15 protein-coding genes and 2 pseudogenes are annotated in these 15307 nt (G+C 73.0%); 10 read left to right on the forward strand and 7 right to left on the reverse strand.

Annotation, left to right across the window (positions count from 1 at the left end; translation table 11 throughout):
* Positions 1–206: pseudogene (locus tag AC5L35_RS25175) on the forward strand (hypothetical protein); the annotation flags it as partial.
* Between the two features lie 48 nt (positions 207–254).
* Here the strand turns inward: AC5L35_RS25175 and AC5L35_RS25180 are convergent.
* Both AC5L35_RS25180 and AC5L35_RS25185 read right to left on the reverse strand, forming a co-directional pair.
* Positions 255–1937, reverse strand: a complete 1683-nt coding sequence (locus AC5L35_RS25180) for a glycoside hydrolase family 13 protein (protein ID WP_495062164.1) — start codon at positions 1935–1937, stop codon at positions 255–257.
* Between the two features lie 137 nt (positions 1938–2074).
* The gene (locus AC5L35_RS25185; protein WP_169398856.1) at positions 2075–2872 is read right to left on the reverse strand and encodes an enoyl-CoA hydratase-related protein; all 798 of its coding nucleotides are present in this window, start codon (positions 2870–2872) and stop codon (positions 2075–2077) included.
* 45 nt (positions 2873–2917) lie between these two features.
* Between AC5L35_RS25185 and AC5L35_RS25190 the strand changes: the two genes are divergently transcribed.
* Complete coding sequence (locus tag AC5L35_RS25190; RefSeq protein WP_495062165.1) at positions 2918–3676, forward strand: SDR family NAD(P)-dependent oxidoreductase; 759 nt, start codon at positions 2918–2920, stop codon at positions 3674–3676.
* Between the two features lie 28 nt (positions 3677–3704).
* A complete protein-coding gene (locus tag AC5L35_RS25195; protein ID WP_495062389.1) occupies positions 3705–4103 on the forward strand; it encodes a RidA family protein in 399 nt (132 codons plus the stop codon).
* A 4-nt stretch (positions 4104–4107) separates the two neighbouring features.
* Here the strand turns inward: AC5L35_RS25195 and AC5L35_RS25200 are convergent, their stop codons facing one another.
* Positions 4108–4563 (reverse strand): MarR family winged helix-turn-helix transcriptional regulator, encoded by a 456-nt coding sequence (locus tag AC5L35_RS25200; protein ID WP_495062166.1) that lies wholly within the window; start codon positions 4561–4563, stop codon positions 4108–4110.
* A 64-nt stretch (positions 4564–4627) separates the two neighbouring features.
* Between AC5L35_RS25200 and AC5L35_RS25205 the strand changes: the two genes are divergently transcribed.
* Positions 4628–5140: a hypothetical protein gene (locus AC5L35_RS25205; protein WP_495062167.1), complete on the forward strand. Its 513-nt coding sequence runs from the start codon at positions 4628–4630 to the stop codon at positions 5138–5140.
* A 4-nt stretch (positions 5141–5144) separates the two neighbouring features.
* Here AC5L35_RS25205 and AC5L35_RS25210 read toward each other — a convergent pair whose 3' ends face one another.
* Positions 5145–6008, reverse strand: a complete 864-nt coding sequence (locus tag AC5L35_RS25210; protein WP_495062168.1) for a PaaX family transcriptional regulator — start codon at positions 6006–6008, stop codon at positions 5145–5147.
* Positions 6009–6099: 91 nt separating this feature from the next.
* Here AC5L35_RS25210 and AC5L35_RS25215 point away from each other — a divergent pair, with 91 nt between their 5' ends.
* Positions 6100–7695, forward strand: coding sequence for an AMP-binding protein (locus AC5L35_RS25215; RefSeq protein ID WP_495062169.1), 1596 nt, complete (start codon positions 6100–6102; stop codon positions 7693–7695).
* 4 nt (positions 7696–7699) lie between these two features.
* Positions 7700–10060 (forward strand): bifunctional salicylyl-CoA 5-hydroxylase/oxidoreductase, encoded by a 2361-nt coding sequence (locus AC5L35_RS25220; RefSeq protein ID WP_495062170.1) that lies wholly within the window; start codon positions 7700–7702, stop codon positions 10058–10060.
* Between the two features lie 13 nt (positions 10061–10073).
* Here AC5L35_RS25220 and AC5L35_RS25225 read toward each other — a convergent pair whose 3' ends face one another.
* Complete coding sequence (locus AC5L35_RS25225; protein WP_495062171.1) at positions 10074–10454, reverse strand: hypothetical protein; 381 nt, start codon at positions 10452–10454, stop codon at positions 10074–10076.
* 88 nt (positions 10455–10542) lie between these two features.
* Between AC5L35_RS25225 and AC5L35_RS25230 the strand changes: the two genes are divergently transcribed.
* The 3 genes from AC5L35_RS25230 (at position 10543) to AC5L35_RS25240 (ending at position 12905) form a co-directional block, all read left to right on the forward strand.
* On the forward strand, positions 10543–10779 hold the full coding sequence (locus AC5L35_RS25230) for a DUF397 domain-containing protein (RefSeq protein WP_495062172.1): 237 nt from the start codon (positions 10543–10545) through the stop codon (positions 10777–10779).
* Between the two features lie 149 nt (positions 10780–10928).
* A complete protein-coding gene (locus AC5L35_RS25235; protein ID WP_495062173.1) occupies positions 10929–11876 on the forward strand; it encodes a Sco1979 family transcriptional regulator in 948 nt (315 codons plus the stop codon).
* 60 nt (positions 11877–11936) lie between these two features.
* Complete coding sequence (locus AC5L35_RS25240) at positions 11937–12905, forward strand: RluA family pseudouridine synthase (protein WP_495062174.1); 969 nt, start codon at positions 11937–11939, stop codon at positions 12903–12905.
* A gap of 237 nt (positions 12906–13142) precedes the next feature.
* Here the strand turns inward: AC5L35_RS25240 and AC5L35_RS25245 are convergent.
* Both AC5L35_RS25245 and AC5L35_RS25250 read right to left on the reverse strand, forming a co-directional pair.
* Positions 13143–13316 (reverse strand): annotated as a pseudogene (locus tag AC5L35_RS25245) (response regulator transcription factor); the annotation flags it as partial.
* Positions 13289–14113, reverse strand: a complete 825-nt coding sequence (locus AC5L35_RS25250; RefSeq protein ID WP_495062175.1) for an AAA family ATPase — start codon at positions 14111–14113, stop codon at positions 13289–13291. The gene AC5L35_RS25250 and the pseudogene AC5L35_RS25245, both read right to left, overlap by 28 nt.
* Before the next feature lie 152 nt (positions 14114–14265).
* Between AC5L35_RS25250 and AC5L35_RS25255 the strand changes: the two genes are divergently transcribed.
* Positions 14266–15288, forward strand: coding sequence for a LacI family DNA-binding transcriptional regulator (locus AC5L35_RS25255; protein ID WP_495062176.1), 1023 nt, complete (start codon positions 14266–14268; stop codon positions 15286–15288).
* The last annotated feature ends 19 nt before the right edge of the window (positions 15289–15307 follow it).

The raw sequence follows: 15307 nt of genomic DNA on the forward strand, positions 1-15307 counted from the left end.
TGGCCTTCCGGCATCGGGGGTTCTGGCAGCCTGCCGACACGGTCAAGGAGCGCACCGCACTGGAGGCCGCCTACCAGGGCGGCATCCGCCCCTGGATGGTGTGGGAGGACCCGGGCTCGGGAGAGCGCGACCCGCTGCAGGCCAAGATCGCCGAGATGGACGCCGGCGCCGCCGAGGAGACGATCACCATCTCGGTGGCGCGGTAGCCCGCGCCGCGCCCGGCGACCGGTCGGCCGGCCGCCGGGCGTCCCGCGTCAGACGCTGAGCCAGGCCGCCGCGTCCGACGGGAGCTCACTGTCCGTGATGTCCGGGTCGCTCGCGAGCAGCACGGTCGCCCCGGCCGGGAGCGGCACGGGCGCGTCCGACAGGTTCACCACGCACACGAAGCCGGCGCCGCGGGAGAACGTGAGCACGTCCGGCCCGCTCGGCATCCACGTGAACTCCCCCTCGCCGAGAGCCGGGTGCTCGTGGCGCAGTGCCAGCGCCGCCCGGTACAGGCTCAGCATCGACCCGGGATCGCTCTGCTCCGCCTCCACCGTGACGGAGGCGAAGTCGGCGGGCTGGGGCAGCCACGGCGCGGCCTGGGCCCCGGCCGGGCTGAACCCGAACGGCGGGGCCGTCCCGGACCACGGCAGCGGCACCCGGCAGCCGTCGCGCCCGCGGTCGGTGTGCCCGGAGCGCTCCCAGGTGGGGTCCTGCAGCACCTTCTCCGGCAGGTCCTCCACCTCCCACAGCCCGAGCTCGTCGCCCTGGTAGACGTACGCGCCGCCGGGCAGGGCGAACATCAGCAGGGCGGCTGCGCGGGCGCGCCGCCGCCCGAGATCGAGGTCCAGGGTGGTGGCCGGGGCCAGGTCCGACAACGAGTGGCCCGCCCCGTTGGTGGCCGGCCTGCCCAGCCGCGAGACGTGCCGGACCACGTCGTGGTTGGACAGCACCCAGGTGGGCGGCGCACCGACCTCGGCGACGGTGGCGAGCGAGTGGTCGATCGCCTTGCGCAGCGCCGGGGCGTCCCACGGCGTGCGCAGGAAGTCGAAGTTGAACGCGGTGTGCAGCTCGTCGGGCCGCAGGTAGCGCGCGAGCCGTTCGGGCGAGTCCACCCACGCCTCCGCGACGAACACGCGCCCTTCGGGATAGGAGTCGGCGACCCGGCGCCATCCGCGGTAGATCTCGTGCACGCCGTCGCGGTCCCAGTGCGGATGGTCGGTGCGCTCGACAGGGGCCAGCATGTTCTCGTCGTCCCCGCCCAGGTCGGGCAGGCCGTCCGACTTGACCAGGCCGTGCGCCACGTCGATCCGGAACCCGTCGACGCCACGGTCGAACCAGAACCGCAGGATCGACTCGAACTCCTCGCGCACGCGCGGGTCGGCCCAGTTGAGATCGGGCTGCGCCGCGTCGAACAGGTGCAGGTACCACTCCCCCGGTTCGCCGCCGTCCGTCACGCGGGTCCAGGCCGTGCCGCCGAAGACGCTGCGCCAGTCGTTGGGCGGCTCGGCGCCGCCGGGGCCCCGGCCGGGCCGGAAGTGGTAGCGGGCGCGCTCGGGAGAACCCGGGGCCGCGGCCAGCGCCTCCTGGAACCAGACGTGCCGGTCGGAGCTGTGGTTGGGGACGATGTCGAGGATCACCCGCAGCCCGAGCGCGTGCGCCTCGTCCACCAGCGCCGCCGCTTCCTCCTCGGTGCCGAACACCGGCTCGACGGCGCGGTAGTCGGCCACGTCGTAACCGCCGTCGGCCATCGGCGACGGGTACCACGGGTTGATCCACACCGCGTCGACGCCGAGGTCACGCAGATGCCCGAGCCGGGCGCGGATGCCGGCGATGTCGCCGATCCCGTCGCCGTTGCCGTCGGCGAAGCTGCGGATGTAGAGCTGGTAGACCACGGCGTCACGCCACCACGTGCCCACCCCGGTCCGCCTCGTAGCGGCCTCGGCCGTAGCCATGCGTTCTCCCCCCACCTCGCGCGCAGAGCTGCGCCCATCACGTCGGCGTCATCCCACCAGGGACCGCAGCCCGGCACCCGAGGCCCCCGGGTGCGTCCTCGCGGCGTCGCCGTGCTCCCGGCGCGGCGGCGCTCCTCTCAGCGGAAGCGGGAGAAGTCCGGCGGCCGCTTCTCGGCGAACGCTCGTGCGCCCTCCATACCCTCCTCGCCGTGGGCGTACTCCTCGAGCCCGTCGAAGGCGAGGTGGGAGATGCCGCTGATGTGGTCGCTGTCGGCGTTGAACGAGTGCTTGAGGAACTTGAGCGCCGTCGGCGAGTACGAGCCGATCTTGCGGGCCCAGGCCCGTGCCGTGTCGAGCAGTTCGGCGGCCGGCACCACCTCGTTGACCAGGCCCCAGCGCTCGGCGGTGGCGGCGTCGTAGCGGTCGAGCAGGAACCAGATCTGCCGCGCTCGCTTCTCCCCCACCACCCGGGCGAGGTAGGCCGACCCGAAGCCGGCGTCGAAGGAGCCGACGCGCGGCCCCGCCTGCGCGAACGTCGCGTGCTCCGCCGCCACGGTGAGGTCGCAGAGCACGTGCAGCACGTGACCGCCGCCGATCGCGATGCCGTTGACCGCGGCGATCACCGGCTTCGGGATGTCCCGGATGATCCGGTGCAGCCGCTCGATCTCGAAGGTCCCCCACTCGGTCTCGCCGTAGCCGCCGGTCTCCGCGCGCTCCTTCACGTCGCCGCCCGTGCAGAACGCCCGGTCACCGGCGGCGGTGAGGATCACCGCGGCCACCCGCCGGTCCGCCCACGCGTGCTTGAACGCGGAGATCAGCTCGTCCACGGTGCGCCCGCGGAAGGAGTTCATCCGCTCCTGCCGGTCGATGGTGATCACGGCGTGGTTGTCGTCCTCCACCACGTAGCCGATGTCGGTGAACTCGTCGATCCGCATGCTGCGATGTTGACGGCCGTCACCGCCGCTTGACAAGCTCCACCGGTGGACGACCCCCGATGCTGCCTGGTCACCGGAGCCGGCCGCGGGATCGGGGCGGCGGTGGCCAGGCGGCTCTCGGCAGCCGGGCACCGCGTCGCGCTCACCGCCCGCAGCGCGGGCGAGCTGGAGGCGCTGGCCGCCGAGCTGCCGGGGCCCACGCTCGCCGTGCCGGCCGACGTCACCGACCACGACGCCGCCGAGCGCGTGTTCGCCCAGGTGGAGAAGGCCTGGGGGCCGGTGGAGGTGCTCGTGCTCAACGCGGGCGCCGGCACGTCCGCCCCGCTGCACCGCACCACCGACGCCGACTGGCAGCACGCTCTCGACCTCAACCTCACCGCACCGTTCCGGCTGCTGCGCCGGGCCGTGCCCGCCATGGTCGAGCAGGGCTTCGGCCGCGTCGTGGCCGTCGCGTCCATGGCGGCCAAGCGCGGCGACCCCTACATCTCGGCCTACACGGCGAGCAAGCACGGGCTGCTCGGGCTCGTCCGCTCGGCCGCATCGGAGCTCGCCACCACCGGCGTCACGGTCAACGCCGTCTGCCCGGGCTACGTGGACACGCCGATGACCGACGCCACGGTGGCGTCGATCAGCGCGCTCACCGGTCGAAGCCCCGAACAGGCCCGTGCGGCACTGGAAGGCCGACAGCCCATCGGCAGGCTCATCACCCCGGACGAGGTGACCGATGCCGTGCTCCTGTGCGTGGCGAGCGGGGCGATCACGGGGCAGAGCATCAACGTCGACGGTGGAGCCGTGCAGTCATGAAGCACCCGACGAGAGCAGGACAGCCGTGATCGAACGCGTCAACCCGCCCGAGCTGGCGCGACCATCCGGCTTCTCGCACGCCGTGGTGGCCACCGGCCGCACGGTGTTCCTGGCCGGCCAGACCGGTCTCACCGCCGACGGCACCATCGTCGCGGGCGGGCTGGTGGCGCAGTTCGAGCAGGCGCTGACGAACCTGCTCGTCGCGCTGCGGGCCGCGGGCGGCGGCCCGGAACACCTGGCCCAGCTGACGATCTACATCGTCGACATCGACGCCTACCGCGCCCGGGCCCGCGAGATCGGCGGGGTGTGGCGGAGGCTGGTCGGCAGCGCGTACCCGGCCTCGGCGGGCGTGGGCGTCACGCGATTGTGGGACGCCGAGGCGCTGGTGGAGCTGCAGGGCATCGCGGTGCTGCCCGGCGAGGGCTGACCACTCAGCGACCGCCGTCGTCCCCGAGCCGGCGCGTCTGGCGTTCCAGCACGTCGATCGTGTTCTTGACGTAGTCGGCGATCACCGCCAGCTCACGCTCGTCGTACTTCGCCATGACGCTCGCCATGTCCCGGCCCAGCTCGGCGAACGCGTCGCCGGGCTCGAGCCGGCTGCCCGGCACCGGCGAGATGAGGACACGGCGCCGATCGCTCGGGTCGGCGCCGCGCCGGACGTGCCCGGCGCGTTCCAGCCGGTCGACGAGCCCGGTGACGGCGCCGGGGCTCAGCCCGGTCAGCTGCGCGAGCCTGCCCGCGGTGAGCGGCGCCTCCTGCCGAACCAGGGCGAGGGCCCGCTGGTCGACGGCGCTCAGCCCGAGGCGGGCGCCGACCGCCTCGTGGAACATCACGACGGCGGTGCTCAGCCGTCGACCCCACTGCGCAGGGTCGGAGATCTCGCTCATGGGTTCATCCTCCGTGACGTCGACGGGATGGACGAAAGTCTTTCAGCATGCTAAACCTTTCGGCATGCTGAAATACATCCGGACGGCACTGGCGGTGCCTCGCTGGGCACTCGGCTTCTTCGGCCGCCACGTGGTCATGGTCGTGAGCCTCGGTGCGATTCCCGCGATCGAGCGCTTCACGGGCCAACTGGGAGCGCGCGACCCGCTCCTGGGCACCACCCTGGAGGTGACCACCCTGGCCGTGCGGATCGTGTTCGTCGCACTGGTCGTCCGGCTCGCCATCACCCGCGAGCCCGCCATCAGCGCGCTCGACGGAGCCGGGATCGGGCGCAGGCTGCGGGCGTTCGCGGCACACCATCCGCGCAGCCTGCTGCTGCAGGTCATGCTGATCGCCGCGCTGTTCGCGCTGGCCGACCTCGTGCCGGAACAGCTCGTCCCGGCACTGACTCCGGTCGGCCCCCTCTACTGGGCGATCCTGCTCGCGATCAAGAACGTCACGGTCATCCCGTTCACGATGATCTGGCTGGTGGGAACCGTCCGGCAGGCCCTGCTCGCCGAGTCGCCTGCCCGGACCTGAGCAGTCACCGTCCTGCGGTGGCGGTATCACCACCCGCGATGAGCTCACGGGCGTACACGCGCGCCGGTTCGGCCAGGAGATCCGCGAGCTCCGCGAACAGTTCGGCCGCACGCACGCCGTTCCAGCGTGGGGGCAGCAGGTGCGGCGGCAGACCGGGGTCGGCGTAGGGCAGCCGTCGCCAGTCGGTCACCAGCCGCACGTAGTCGGCGAACGCAGCGGCCCCGTCCGGGGTGCGCCGCCGGGCCCAGCGCGCCCGCACCGGGCGGTGCCGGTCGAGGAACGCGGCGTAGAGGTCACGCAGCCCGTCGAGGTCCCACCACTCGCCCACGGTGGCCGACAGGGCCTCGAACGCCAGGTGCTCGCCGCGGAACACCTGGACGTACCCGTCGAGGCCGAGGCGGCGCAGCACGTCGATCACCTCGTCGGCGAGGTGACCCGGGGCGATCCACACACCGGGGGCGGCGGTGCCGAACCCGAGCCGGGAGAGCTGCGAGCGCAGCGCGTGGCGCTTCTCCCGCTCCGACTCCGGCACCGAGAACACCACGAGCACCCAGCCATCGGCCGCGGTGGCCCGGCGCCGCCCGAAGATCCGCGCGTCGCCGTCGTCGAGGATCTGTCGCGCCGCCGGAGTGAGGACGTAGCCCGCGCTGCCGTCGCGACGGTCGGGGGCGAGCAGGCCGCGCCGCTTGAGCCGCGAGATGGACGAGCGCACGGCGGCCTCCTCCACCCCCAGCCCGGCCAGCAGCCGCACGAGCGCCGCCACCGAGAGCCGTCCGCCGTCGTCGCGGGCGTAGAGGCCGTACAGCGTGACGATCAGCTGCCGCGGCTGCACGGCGCCCACAACGGGCGCGTTGTCGACGGCGGTCACGCAAACACGATATCGGCACCGTCACCCGTGCCGCTTGCTTGACTCTCGTCACCGTGCCGCCATACTCGGTCAGGGGGAGGAGGTGCCACCCATGACCGGGGTCAGCAGTGCACTCACGGACCCGTTCTGCCGGGACCACCTGCCACCTCGTGAGCAGTGGCCGCAGCTGCGGTTCGACCTGCCGGAGCTGCAGTACCCCGGCCGCCTGAACGCCGCCAGGGCGCTGCTCACCGGTCCGCCCGACGAGCAGCGCTGCGTCCGCGGCTCCGGTGAGGAGTGGAGCTACGGCGACCTGCGCCGCCACGCCACCGGGATCGCCGCCGTGCTCATCGACGACCTCGGCCTCGTTCCGGGCAACCGCGTGCTGCTGCGCGGGCCGAACGAACCGTGGATCGTGGCCTGCTGGCTCGGGGTGCTGCTCGCAGGCGGCGTCGTGGTCACCACGATGCCGATGCTGCGCGCGGGCGAGCTCGCGACGATCACCGACATGGCCCGGCCCTCGCTGGCGCTGTGCCACCACGCCTACGCCGACGCCCTGCCGCCCGGCCTGCCCGCGGTCTGCTACGCGGGCGACGCCGAGCTGACCGTGCGCAGCGCCGCGAAGGACGGCCGGTTCACCCCCGTCGACACGGCCGCCGACGACGTGGCCCTGCTCGCCTTCACCTCGGGCACCACCGGCCGCCCGAAAGCCACCATGCACTTCCATCGCGACGTCCTCGCCATCGCCGACACGTTCTCCCGCCACGTCATCCGGATGCGCCCCGACGACGTCGTCATCGGCACGCCGCCGGTCGCGTTCACGTTCGGCCTCGGCGGTCTGGTGGTGTTCCCGCTCCATGCCGGGGCGAGCTCGGTGCTGATCGACCGCACCACTCCCGACCAGCTCGCGGAGGCCGTGGCCGCGGAGGGCGCCACGGTGCTGTTCACCGCGCCCACGGCGTACCGGGCGGTGCTCGCCTCCGGCCGGATCCACCAGCTCGCGGGCCTGCGCCGGGCCGTCTCCGCCGGCGAGGCGCTCCCGGCGGCCGTGTGGCACGCGGTCCACGACGCCACCGGTCTCCGGATCATCGACGGGATCGGCTCCACCGAGATGCTGCACGTCTTCATCTCCGCCGCCGACGACGACATCCGCCCGGGCCGGACCGGCCGCGCCGTGCCCGGATTCCGGGCCGCCGTGCTCGACGACGACGGCAACCCCGTACCCGACGGCACGCCGGGCCACCTCGCGGTGCAGGGCCCCACCGGCTGCCGCTATCTCGACGGTGACCGCCAGGAGAACTACGTGCGGCACGGCTGGAACCACACCGGCGACACGTTCGTGCGGGACGCGGACGGCTACTTCACCTATCTCGCCCGCAGCGACGACATGATCGTCTCCGCCGGCTACAACATCTCCGGTCCGGAGGTCGAGCAGGCGCTGCTCGGCCACCCGGACGTCCTCGACTGCGCCGTGATCGGCACGCCGGACCCCCAGCGCGGTGCGGTCGTCACGGCCTACGTGGTGCTGCGCGACGGCGCCACCACGGGCGCCGAAGCGCTGCAGCACTTCGCCAAGCAGGTGATCGCGCCCTACAAGTACCCACGGCTCGTCGAGTTCGTGCCGGTACTGCCGCGGACCAGCACCGGCAAGCTGCAGCGCTTCGTGCTCCGTGAACGCGCCTGGCACGACGACGGCGAAGGACGGTAGGACCATGCGGATCGCGGTGGTGGGCGGCGGACCGGGCGGGCTGTACTGCGCCGCGCTGGCCAAGCAGCTCGACCCGTCCCACGAGGTGACGGTGTGGGAGCGCAACGCGGCGGAGGACACCTTCGGCTTCGGCGTGGTCTTCTCCGACGAGACGCTGGGCGGCATCGAGCACGCCGATCCGGCGGTGTTCGCCGCGATGCAGCGCCACACCGCGCGCTGGGACGACATCGACGTGCACTTCCGGGGCACGGTCACGACGTCGGGCGGTCACGGGTTCTCCGCGATGAGCCGCCGGGAGCTGCTCGCCATCCTGCAGCGCCGGTGCGTCGAGGTGGGTGTCACGGTGCACTTCCGCACCCCCGCTCCCGACCTCGACGTCCTGCGCGCCTCCCATGACCTGGTGATCGCGAGCGACGGGGCCAACTCCGCCGTCCGCGCGGCAGGCGACTTCGGCGCCGCGGTGAGCAGCGGGCGCAGCCGGTACATGTGGCTCGGCACCGACCGCGTGCTCGAGGCGTTCACCTTCGACATCCGCGAGACGCCGCACGGCGTGGTGCAACTGCACGGCTACCCCTACAGCGCCGACGCCAGCACGGTGATCGTCGAGATGCACGAGGACGTCTGGCGGCGGGCGTTCGCCGGCATCTCGGCGCTCGACCTCGCTCCGGGAGAGAACGACACCGCGTCCATCGCCGCCGTCGCCGATCTCTTCGACGACCTGCTCGGCGGCGCGAAGCTCACGGGCAACAACTCGCGCTGGCTCGCCTTCCCGACCGTGACGACCGCGACCTGGCGCAGCGGCAACGTCGTGCTGCTCGGCGACGCGGCGCACACCGCGCACTTCTCCATCGGCTCGGGCACGAAGCTCGCCATGGAGGACGCGCTGGCGCTGGTGGCCTGCCTGCACGAGCACGACGACCTCGACGCGGCGCTGGCGGCCTACGAGGAGGAGCGCCGTCCGGTGGTGCTGTCCACCCAGCGCGCGGCGCAGGCCAGCCGGGAGTGGTTCGAGGACATCGGCCACTACGTGCACCAGGACCCGGCGCAGTTCGCGTTCAACATCGTCACCCGCAGCCGCCGGGTCACCCACGACAACCTGCGGGTACGAGACCCCGACTTCGTGGCCGACACCGAGCGCTGGTTCGCCGGCGACGGGGACCACGCTCCCCCGATGTTCCAGCCGTTCCGCCTGGGCAACCTGCAGCTGCGCAACCGGGTGATCGTCTCGGCGATGGACATGTACCGCGCCGACGACGGGCTCCCCACCGACTTCCACCTCGTCCACCTGGGCAGCAAGGCACTCGGTGGAGCCGGGCTGGTGATGACCGAGATGCTCTGCGTGTCCCCCGAGGGCCGGATCACGCCGGGCTGCAGCGGGATCTACACCCCTGAGCAGGAGGCCGCCTGGGCCCGGGTGGTCGACTTCGTGCACACCGAGACCGACGCGATGATCGGCGTGCAGATCGGCCACTCCGGGCGCAAGGGCTCCACGAAGCTCATGTGGGAGGGCATCGACGTGCCGCTGCCCGAGGGCGGCTGGGACGTCGTCGGCCCGTCCCCCATCCCGTACTCCCCCGCCAACGCGGTGCCGCGCGAGCTCACCACCGCGGAGCTGGACGAGATCCGGGAACAGTTCGCCGCGGCCGCCCGCGCCGCCGCCCGCAGCGGGTTCGACGTGCTGGAGCTGCACTGCGCACACGGCTACCTGCTGTCGTCGTTCCTGTCACCGCTGGCCAACGCCCGCACCGACCGCTACGGCGGGGACCTCGAGGGGCGCCTGCGCTTCCCGCTGGAGGTGTTCGACGCCGTGCGCGCGGCGTGGCCTGCGGAACGTCCGATGACGGTGCGGATCTCGGCGACCGACTGGCACGATGGCGGCGTCGACGTCGACGAGGCGGTGGCGATCGCGCGGGCGTTCGCCGAACACGGCGCCGCCGGGATCGACGTGTCGACCGGGCAGGTGCTGGCCGCGGAGCGTCCCGCGTTCGGGCGCAGCTACCAGACACCGTTCGCCGACCGGATCCGCAACGAGGTGGGCCGCGAGCTCGGCGTGGCGGTGATCGCGGTGGGCGCCATCTCCTCGTGGGACGACGTCAACTCGATCCTGCTGGCCGGGCGGGCCGACCTGTGCGCGCTCGGCAGGCCGCACCTCTACGATCCACAGTGGACGTTGCACGCCGCGGCGGAGCAGGGCTACGCGGGCACAGCCGCCCAGTGGCCGAAACCGTTCGCGGCCGGCAGCCGCATGCCCCGGACCGGTCGCACCGATGGGCCGCGGCCCAGGCTCGAGCTCATCCGCAGGACGACGGCGAGCACCCGGCACCTGCGCTGGCGCCCCCAGGGCACGGGCCTCGGCGAGGGCTAGGCGGGTGCCCCGGCTACGACGACAGGCGGTCCGGACGGCCGGAGCCGTCGAGGTCGGCGTCGTGGCGCCGCCTGGCCATGTCGGCGATCCCGTGGATCGAACAGGGCCACGGGGAGGACGGCAGCCCGGTGCCGCCCTTCGTGCAGGTGCGGCACCGGCCGGCGCCGTCGGGAACGTGGTCGGTGAGCAGGCGCTGCCAGACTTCCACCATGGGCGCAAGCTCCACGGCCACCCGCTGGCGTTCTGCTGCCGCGGTGGTGGGCTGGACGTCCGGCGACGGCGTGACCCGAGTGTCCCGGGCGAGGAGCGGAACGCTGTCCGGCACGGCCTCGAGCGCGGCGCGGCCATGGCGACCGTCGGCTCGGGCCGCGCTCGCCCCCCAGGAGTAACTCATCGCGCTCTCCCGCCTCGCCGACCTCGCGACGTCACCCGGCCGGGTGGCGTCCCCTGACGATCGTGTCTTTTCGGCCTTGCATCCGCAAGTGCCTCTGCACAACCATCTGCACGTGCATCCAGGTTCCCGCCCCACCCATTGGCGCAAGAGCACGGTGAGCAATCCCAGCGGAAACTGCGTTGAGCTGGCCGAACTCTCCGGGGGGATGGTCGCGGTGCGCAACTCGCGGCAGCCGACCGGCCCCGTACTCATCTACACACGAGCCGAGATCGCCGCATTCATCCAAGGCGTGCGCCGCGGAGAGTTCGACGATCTCGCAGGGTGAGCGTAGGGCGTCCGGTTGCCCTGAGGGCGCAGGCTCGGCACAGTTGTTTTCTTCATCAACCTGCGCGGACGCGAGTGGCGGTACTCCTGGGGGGAGCGCGTGCAGATGAACGGTGCAGCACCAGGTTCGGCGACCCAGGTGGGTCGGCCATGAACGCGATGCGCGACGACGCCGGGCCCGAGAGCGCCGGAGCCGACGAGGGAGACGCCGGCACCGGCACGGACGCTCCGGCCGGCAGCATCATCCGGCCCGGGGGCAGCGGACCCACCGTCCTGCGCCTGGGACTCGGCGGCGAGCTGCGCCGCAGGCGCGAGGCCGCCGGTGTCACCCGCGAGATCGCGGGCGATGCGATCCGCGCCTCTCCCGCGAAGATCAGCAGGCTCGAGCTCGGCCGGGTCGGGTTCAAGGAGCGCGACGTCGCGGACCTGCTCACCCTCTACGGCGTGGGCGAGGGTGCCGAGCGCACCCAGTTCCTGGCGCTGGCGCGCCAGGCCAACGCGCCGGGGTGGTGGCACCGCTACGCCGACCTGCTGCCCAGCTGGTTCGAGACCTACATCGGACTGGAACAGGCAGCCTCGCTCATCAGGACCTACGAGCTGCAGTTCGTGCCGGGGCTCCTGCAGACCGCCGAGTACGCACGCGCCGTCACCCGGCTCGGCCACGCCGACCCCGACGAGGTGGAACGGCGCGTCGAGCTGCGGATGCGGCGCCAGGAGCTGCTCACCGCGGCAGGCGCCCCCACGCTCTGGGCGGTGATCGACGAGGCCGCACTGCGCCGGTCGCTGGGCGGTCGGGAGCTCGCCAGCGCCCAGCTCACGCACCTGATCGAGGTGAACGAGCTGCCGAACGTCTCCCTGCAGATCGCGGCGCTGCGCCACGGAGGCCACGCCGCGGCGGGCGGGGCGTTCTCCATCCTGCGGTTCGCCGAACCCGACCTGCCCGACATCGTCTACCTCGAACAGCTCACCAGCGCGCTGTACCTGGACAAACGCGGGGACGTCGACCACTACGCCGCGGTCATGGACCGGCTGTGCGCGCAGATCGACCCGCCCGACCGCACGGTCGGCATCATCTCCCGGATCCGCGCCGAGCTCTGAGAACGGAGCTCGGGTACCGGGACGGAGCTGGGGCCCGGGAGGCCGCCGTAGGCTCGGGCGATGCGGCGCAAGCTCCGGTCCCCACTCCCGCAGCGGCACGGTCTCGACGCCGTGCGGCTGCGGACGCCGGCCGAGGCGTCGTGGGCGACGATGCGCGACCACCTCGTGGAGCGGCTGCCGCGCGTCGCCCCCGCCCGCATCGACGCGATGCTGCGCGAGCAGCGGATCGTCGACCGGGACGGGCCGATCGCCCCCGACGCCCCGTACGTCCCCGAGTCGTTCCTCTGGTTCCACCGGGATCTGCCCACCGAGGTGCCCGTCCCCTTCGAGATCACCCCCGTGTATCGCGACGAGGACCTCGTCGTGGTGGACAAGCCGCACTTCCTGGCCACCATCCCGCGCGGGCAGCACGTCGTGGAGACCGCGCTCGTCCGGCTGCGCCGTCAGCTCGACCTGCCCACGCTCAGCCCGGCCCACCGGCTGGACCGCGTGACGGCCGGCCTGCTCATGTTCGTGGTGCGGCCCGAACGGCGCGGGGCGTACCAGACGCTGTTCCGGGACCGGCTGGTCCGCAAGACCTACGAGGCGATCGCGCCGTACGACCCGCAGCTGACGCTCCCCCGCACCGTGCGCAGCCGCATCGTCAAGGAGCGGGGGATCATCTGCGCCCGCGAGGAGCCCGGCCCGGTCAACGCCGAGACCGTGGTCGAGCTGCTGGAGCACCGCGACGGGCCCGACGGGGTGCGGCTGGGCCGCTACCGGCTCACCCCGCACACCGGCCGCACCCACCAGCTGCGCCTGCACATGAGCGGGCTGGGTGTGCCGATCCTGGGCGACGACTTCTACCCCGTGCTCACCGAGAAGCCCCTCGGCGACTTCAGCCGCCCCCTGCAGCTGCTCGCCTCCACCCTGGAGTTCACCGACCCCGTCAGCGGGCGGGAGCACCGGTTCCGCACCGGACTCACGCTGCGGTCCTTCACCTCCTACGCCGCGTGGGCCGAACCGGAGCCGGCCCCGGCCCCCACATGAGTCCGGCTCCGCGAGTCGCCCACTCCAGACCCGCGAGTCGCCCGTTTCGGACCCGCGAGTCGCCCGCTTCAGGTCCGCGAGACGCCCGCTTTCGCCGGCCGGTCCGGCAGGTCCGGTCGGTCGCGCGGCTCGTACGCCCGGCTCGCGCCGGGATCGTTGATCGTTGCGATCCACGGCTCGGCCCTGCCGGGGGCGGAGACCCGGATCTCGCGGTGATCACCGCCGCGGACGGGCCGGTCAGCCGTCGGGCGGGGCGTTCGCGGCGTCCAGCGCGTCGCGCAGTGCGGCACGCGAGGTGATACCGAGCTTGGGATAGATCCGGTAGAGGTGCGCACCCACGGTCCGGTGGGACAGGTAGAGCCGCTCCGCGATCTGCTTGTTGCTCAGCCCCGACGCCGCCAGGTCCGCGATCGCGCTCCTGCGAGGTGAGCGTGGACCCCCCGATGTCCGCCTGACGTGGCCCGTAGCCGCCCGCGCGCAAGCGGCTCGAGCTCGTACACGGGAAGTCCCGCCGGCTCGAAGAAGCCTCCGGCATCCGGCCGCACCGCAGCCAGGAAACCGACCCTGGTCCCCTCGACCCGGCGGGCGACGGACCCCAGCACCGAGGCGCTCGCCCGGTCGAGCCACTGCAGGTCGTCCAGGATCACGACGACCGGATCGCAGCCGGCGACCTGGCGCAGCAGCGAGAGCGTGGCCTCGACGACCACCCGCCGCTGCGGGGACGGACCCTCGCCGGACCCCATCGCCACGGAGAGCGCGGCACGGTGCATCACGGAGAGCCCGTCCAGCCCCTCCAGCAGCGGAAGCAGCGTCTGGTGCAGGCCGGCGAAGCTCACATCGGCCTCGAACTGCACGCCGGCGGCCCGCAGCACCCGCATCCCCGCCGCCGACGCCATCTCGGCGGCCGCGTCGAGCAAGGTCGTCTTGCTCAGGCCCGGCTCCCCGAGGAGAAGCAGGGAACGCCCGTCGACCGCCACGTCGGGCAGGAACGAACGGATGACGTCGGGCTCCGCGTCTCGTCCGACCAGACCGGCGCCCGGTCCGTCCGACCGACCGGTCGCGTCGCTCATCCGGCGACCTCCGCTACTCCTGTGAAAGGCCGGGGTGGACCGTGAGCAGGGCCTCGAACCCAACCCATCGGACCCGGCACCGGGCAACGAGCGTGGAGACGGTTCGGCGCGCCGCCATGACGAGCCGAATGTGATCATCGCGGCCGGTCAGGCCCTGTTTCCTCGAGCGCCGGCCCGAGCATCTCGCACCGCCGCGCCGGCGGCTCGCGACGGCCCCGGCAACGGGCGCGCACCGGCACTTCCGGGGAAGCGGATTCGCAGAACCGCCCCCACCTGCCATTCTCTTCGGCATGACGGCGAGACCTGTGGGACGAGCGGCACCGACTCTGGAGTCGGTGGCGGCACGCGCGGGCGTGTCGCGGGCGACCGCGGGGCGGGTGCTCGCAGGCTCCACCACGGTCGGCCACGACGCGCGCGAAGCAGTGCTGCGGGCCGCCGCCGAGCTGTCGTATGTGACCAACCGCGCCGCGCGCTCGCTGATGACCCGCCGGAGCGACTCGATCGCCTTCGTCGTGGCCGAGTCGGAGGAACGGTTCTTCGGCGACCCGCACTTCGCCCTCGTCCTGCGGGGCGCCCACGCCGTGCTCGCCGCGCACGACGTCCAACTCGTGTTCAGCATCCTGAGCACGGAGGCCGACCGGGACCGCTTCGAGCGCTTCGCCAGGGGCGGCCACCTCGACGGCGTCATCATCGTGTCCCTGCACGGCGACGACCCCCTGCCCAGGAGACTGCAGGAGGCCGGGGTCCCGGTGATCCTGTCCGGCCGCCCGTACACCGAGATCGACGGCCTGACCTATGTGGACGCCGACAACGTGGGTGGCGCCCGCGCGGCCGTGCGGCTGCTGGTCGACCGCGGACGGCGGCGGCTGGCGACCATCACCGGACCGCTCGACATGACGGCGGCCATCGACCGGCGCGCCGGGTTCGACGCCGAGGTCGCGGCCAGTGGCCTGTGCAGTCACGGCATCCGGGACGGCGACTGGTCGGTGGCGGGGGGACGGCGCGCGATGCTGGACCTCCTGGCCGCCGAGCCACGTCTCGACGGGGTGTTCGCGGCCAACGACCTGATGGCCTTCGGGGCACTGCAGGCCGTGGCCGAGACGGGCCGCAGCGTTCCGGGCGACATCGCGATCGTCGGCTTCGACGACTCCCCCACGGCCTCGGCGACCCATCCCGCCATCACCACCGTGCGCCAGCCCATCATCGCGATGGGAGAGGCGCTGGCCACCCGGCTGCTCACGCTGATCGAGCGGGGCGAGCCCTTGGAACCGATGGTGATGGGCACCGAACTCGTGCTCCGCGAGACGGCCTAGACGCCCGTACGGGTGGCCG

This window comes from Pseudonocardia sp. OZ21, assembly GCF_059359135.1.

Bases quoted from the DNA above. Each gene is read 5' to 3' on its own strand.
- AC5L35_RS25200 (WP_495062166.1), bottom strand. From the start codon at position 4,563: ATGAGCGAGATCTCCGACCCTGCGCAGTGGGGTCGACGGCTGAGCACC.
- AC5L35_RS25215 (WP_495062169.1), top strand. From the start codon at position 6,100: ATGACCGGGGTCAGCAGTGCACTCACGGACCCGTTCTGCCGGGACCAC.
- AC5L35_RS25220 (WP_495062170.1), top strand. From the start codon at position 7,700: ATGCGGATCGCGGTGGTGGGCGGCGGACCGGGCGGGCTGTACTGCGCC.
- AC5L35_RS25250 (WP_495062175.1), bottom strand. From the start codon at position 14,113: ATGATCACATTCGGCTCGTCATGGCGGCGCGCCGAACCGTCTCCACGC.
- AC5L35_RS25240 (WP_495062174.1), top strand. From the start codon at position 11,937: ATGCGGCGCAAGCTCCGGTCCCCACTCCCGCAGCGGCACGGTCTCGAC.
- AC5L35_RS25235 (WP_495062173.1), top strand. From the start codon at position 10,929: ATGAACGCGATGCGCGACGACGCCGGGCCCGAGAGCGCCGGAGCCGAC.
- AC5L35_RS25185 (WP_169398856.1), bottom strand. From the start codon at position 2,872: ATGCGGATCGACGAGTTCACCGACATCGGCTACGTGGTGGAGGACGAC.
- AC5L35_RS25180 (WP_495062164.1), bottom strand. From the start codon at position 1,937: ATGGCTACGGCCGAGGCCGCTACGAGGCGGACCGGGGTGGGCACGTGG.
- AC5L35_RS25225 (WP_495062171.1), bottom strand. From the start codon at position 10,454: ATGAGTTACTCCTGGGGGGCGAGCGCGGCCCGAGCCGACGGTCGCCAT.
- AC5L35_RS25255 (WP_495062176.1), top strand. From the start codon at position 14,266: ATGACGGCGAGACCTGTGGGACGAGCGGCACCGACTCTGGAGTCGGTG.
- AC5L35_RS25205 (WP_495062167.1), top strand. From the start codon at position 4,628: ATGCTGAAATACATCCGGACGGCACTGGCGGTGCCTCGCTGGGCACTC.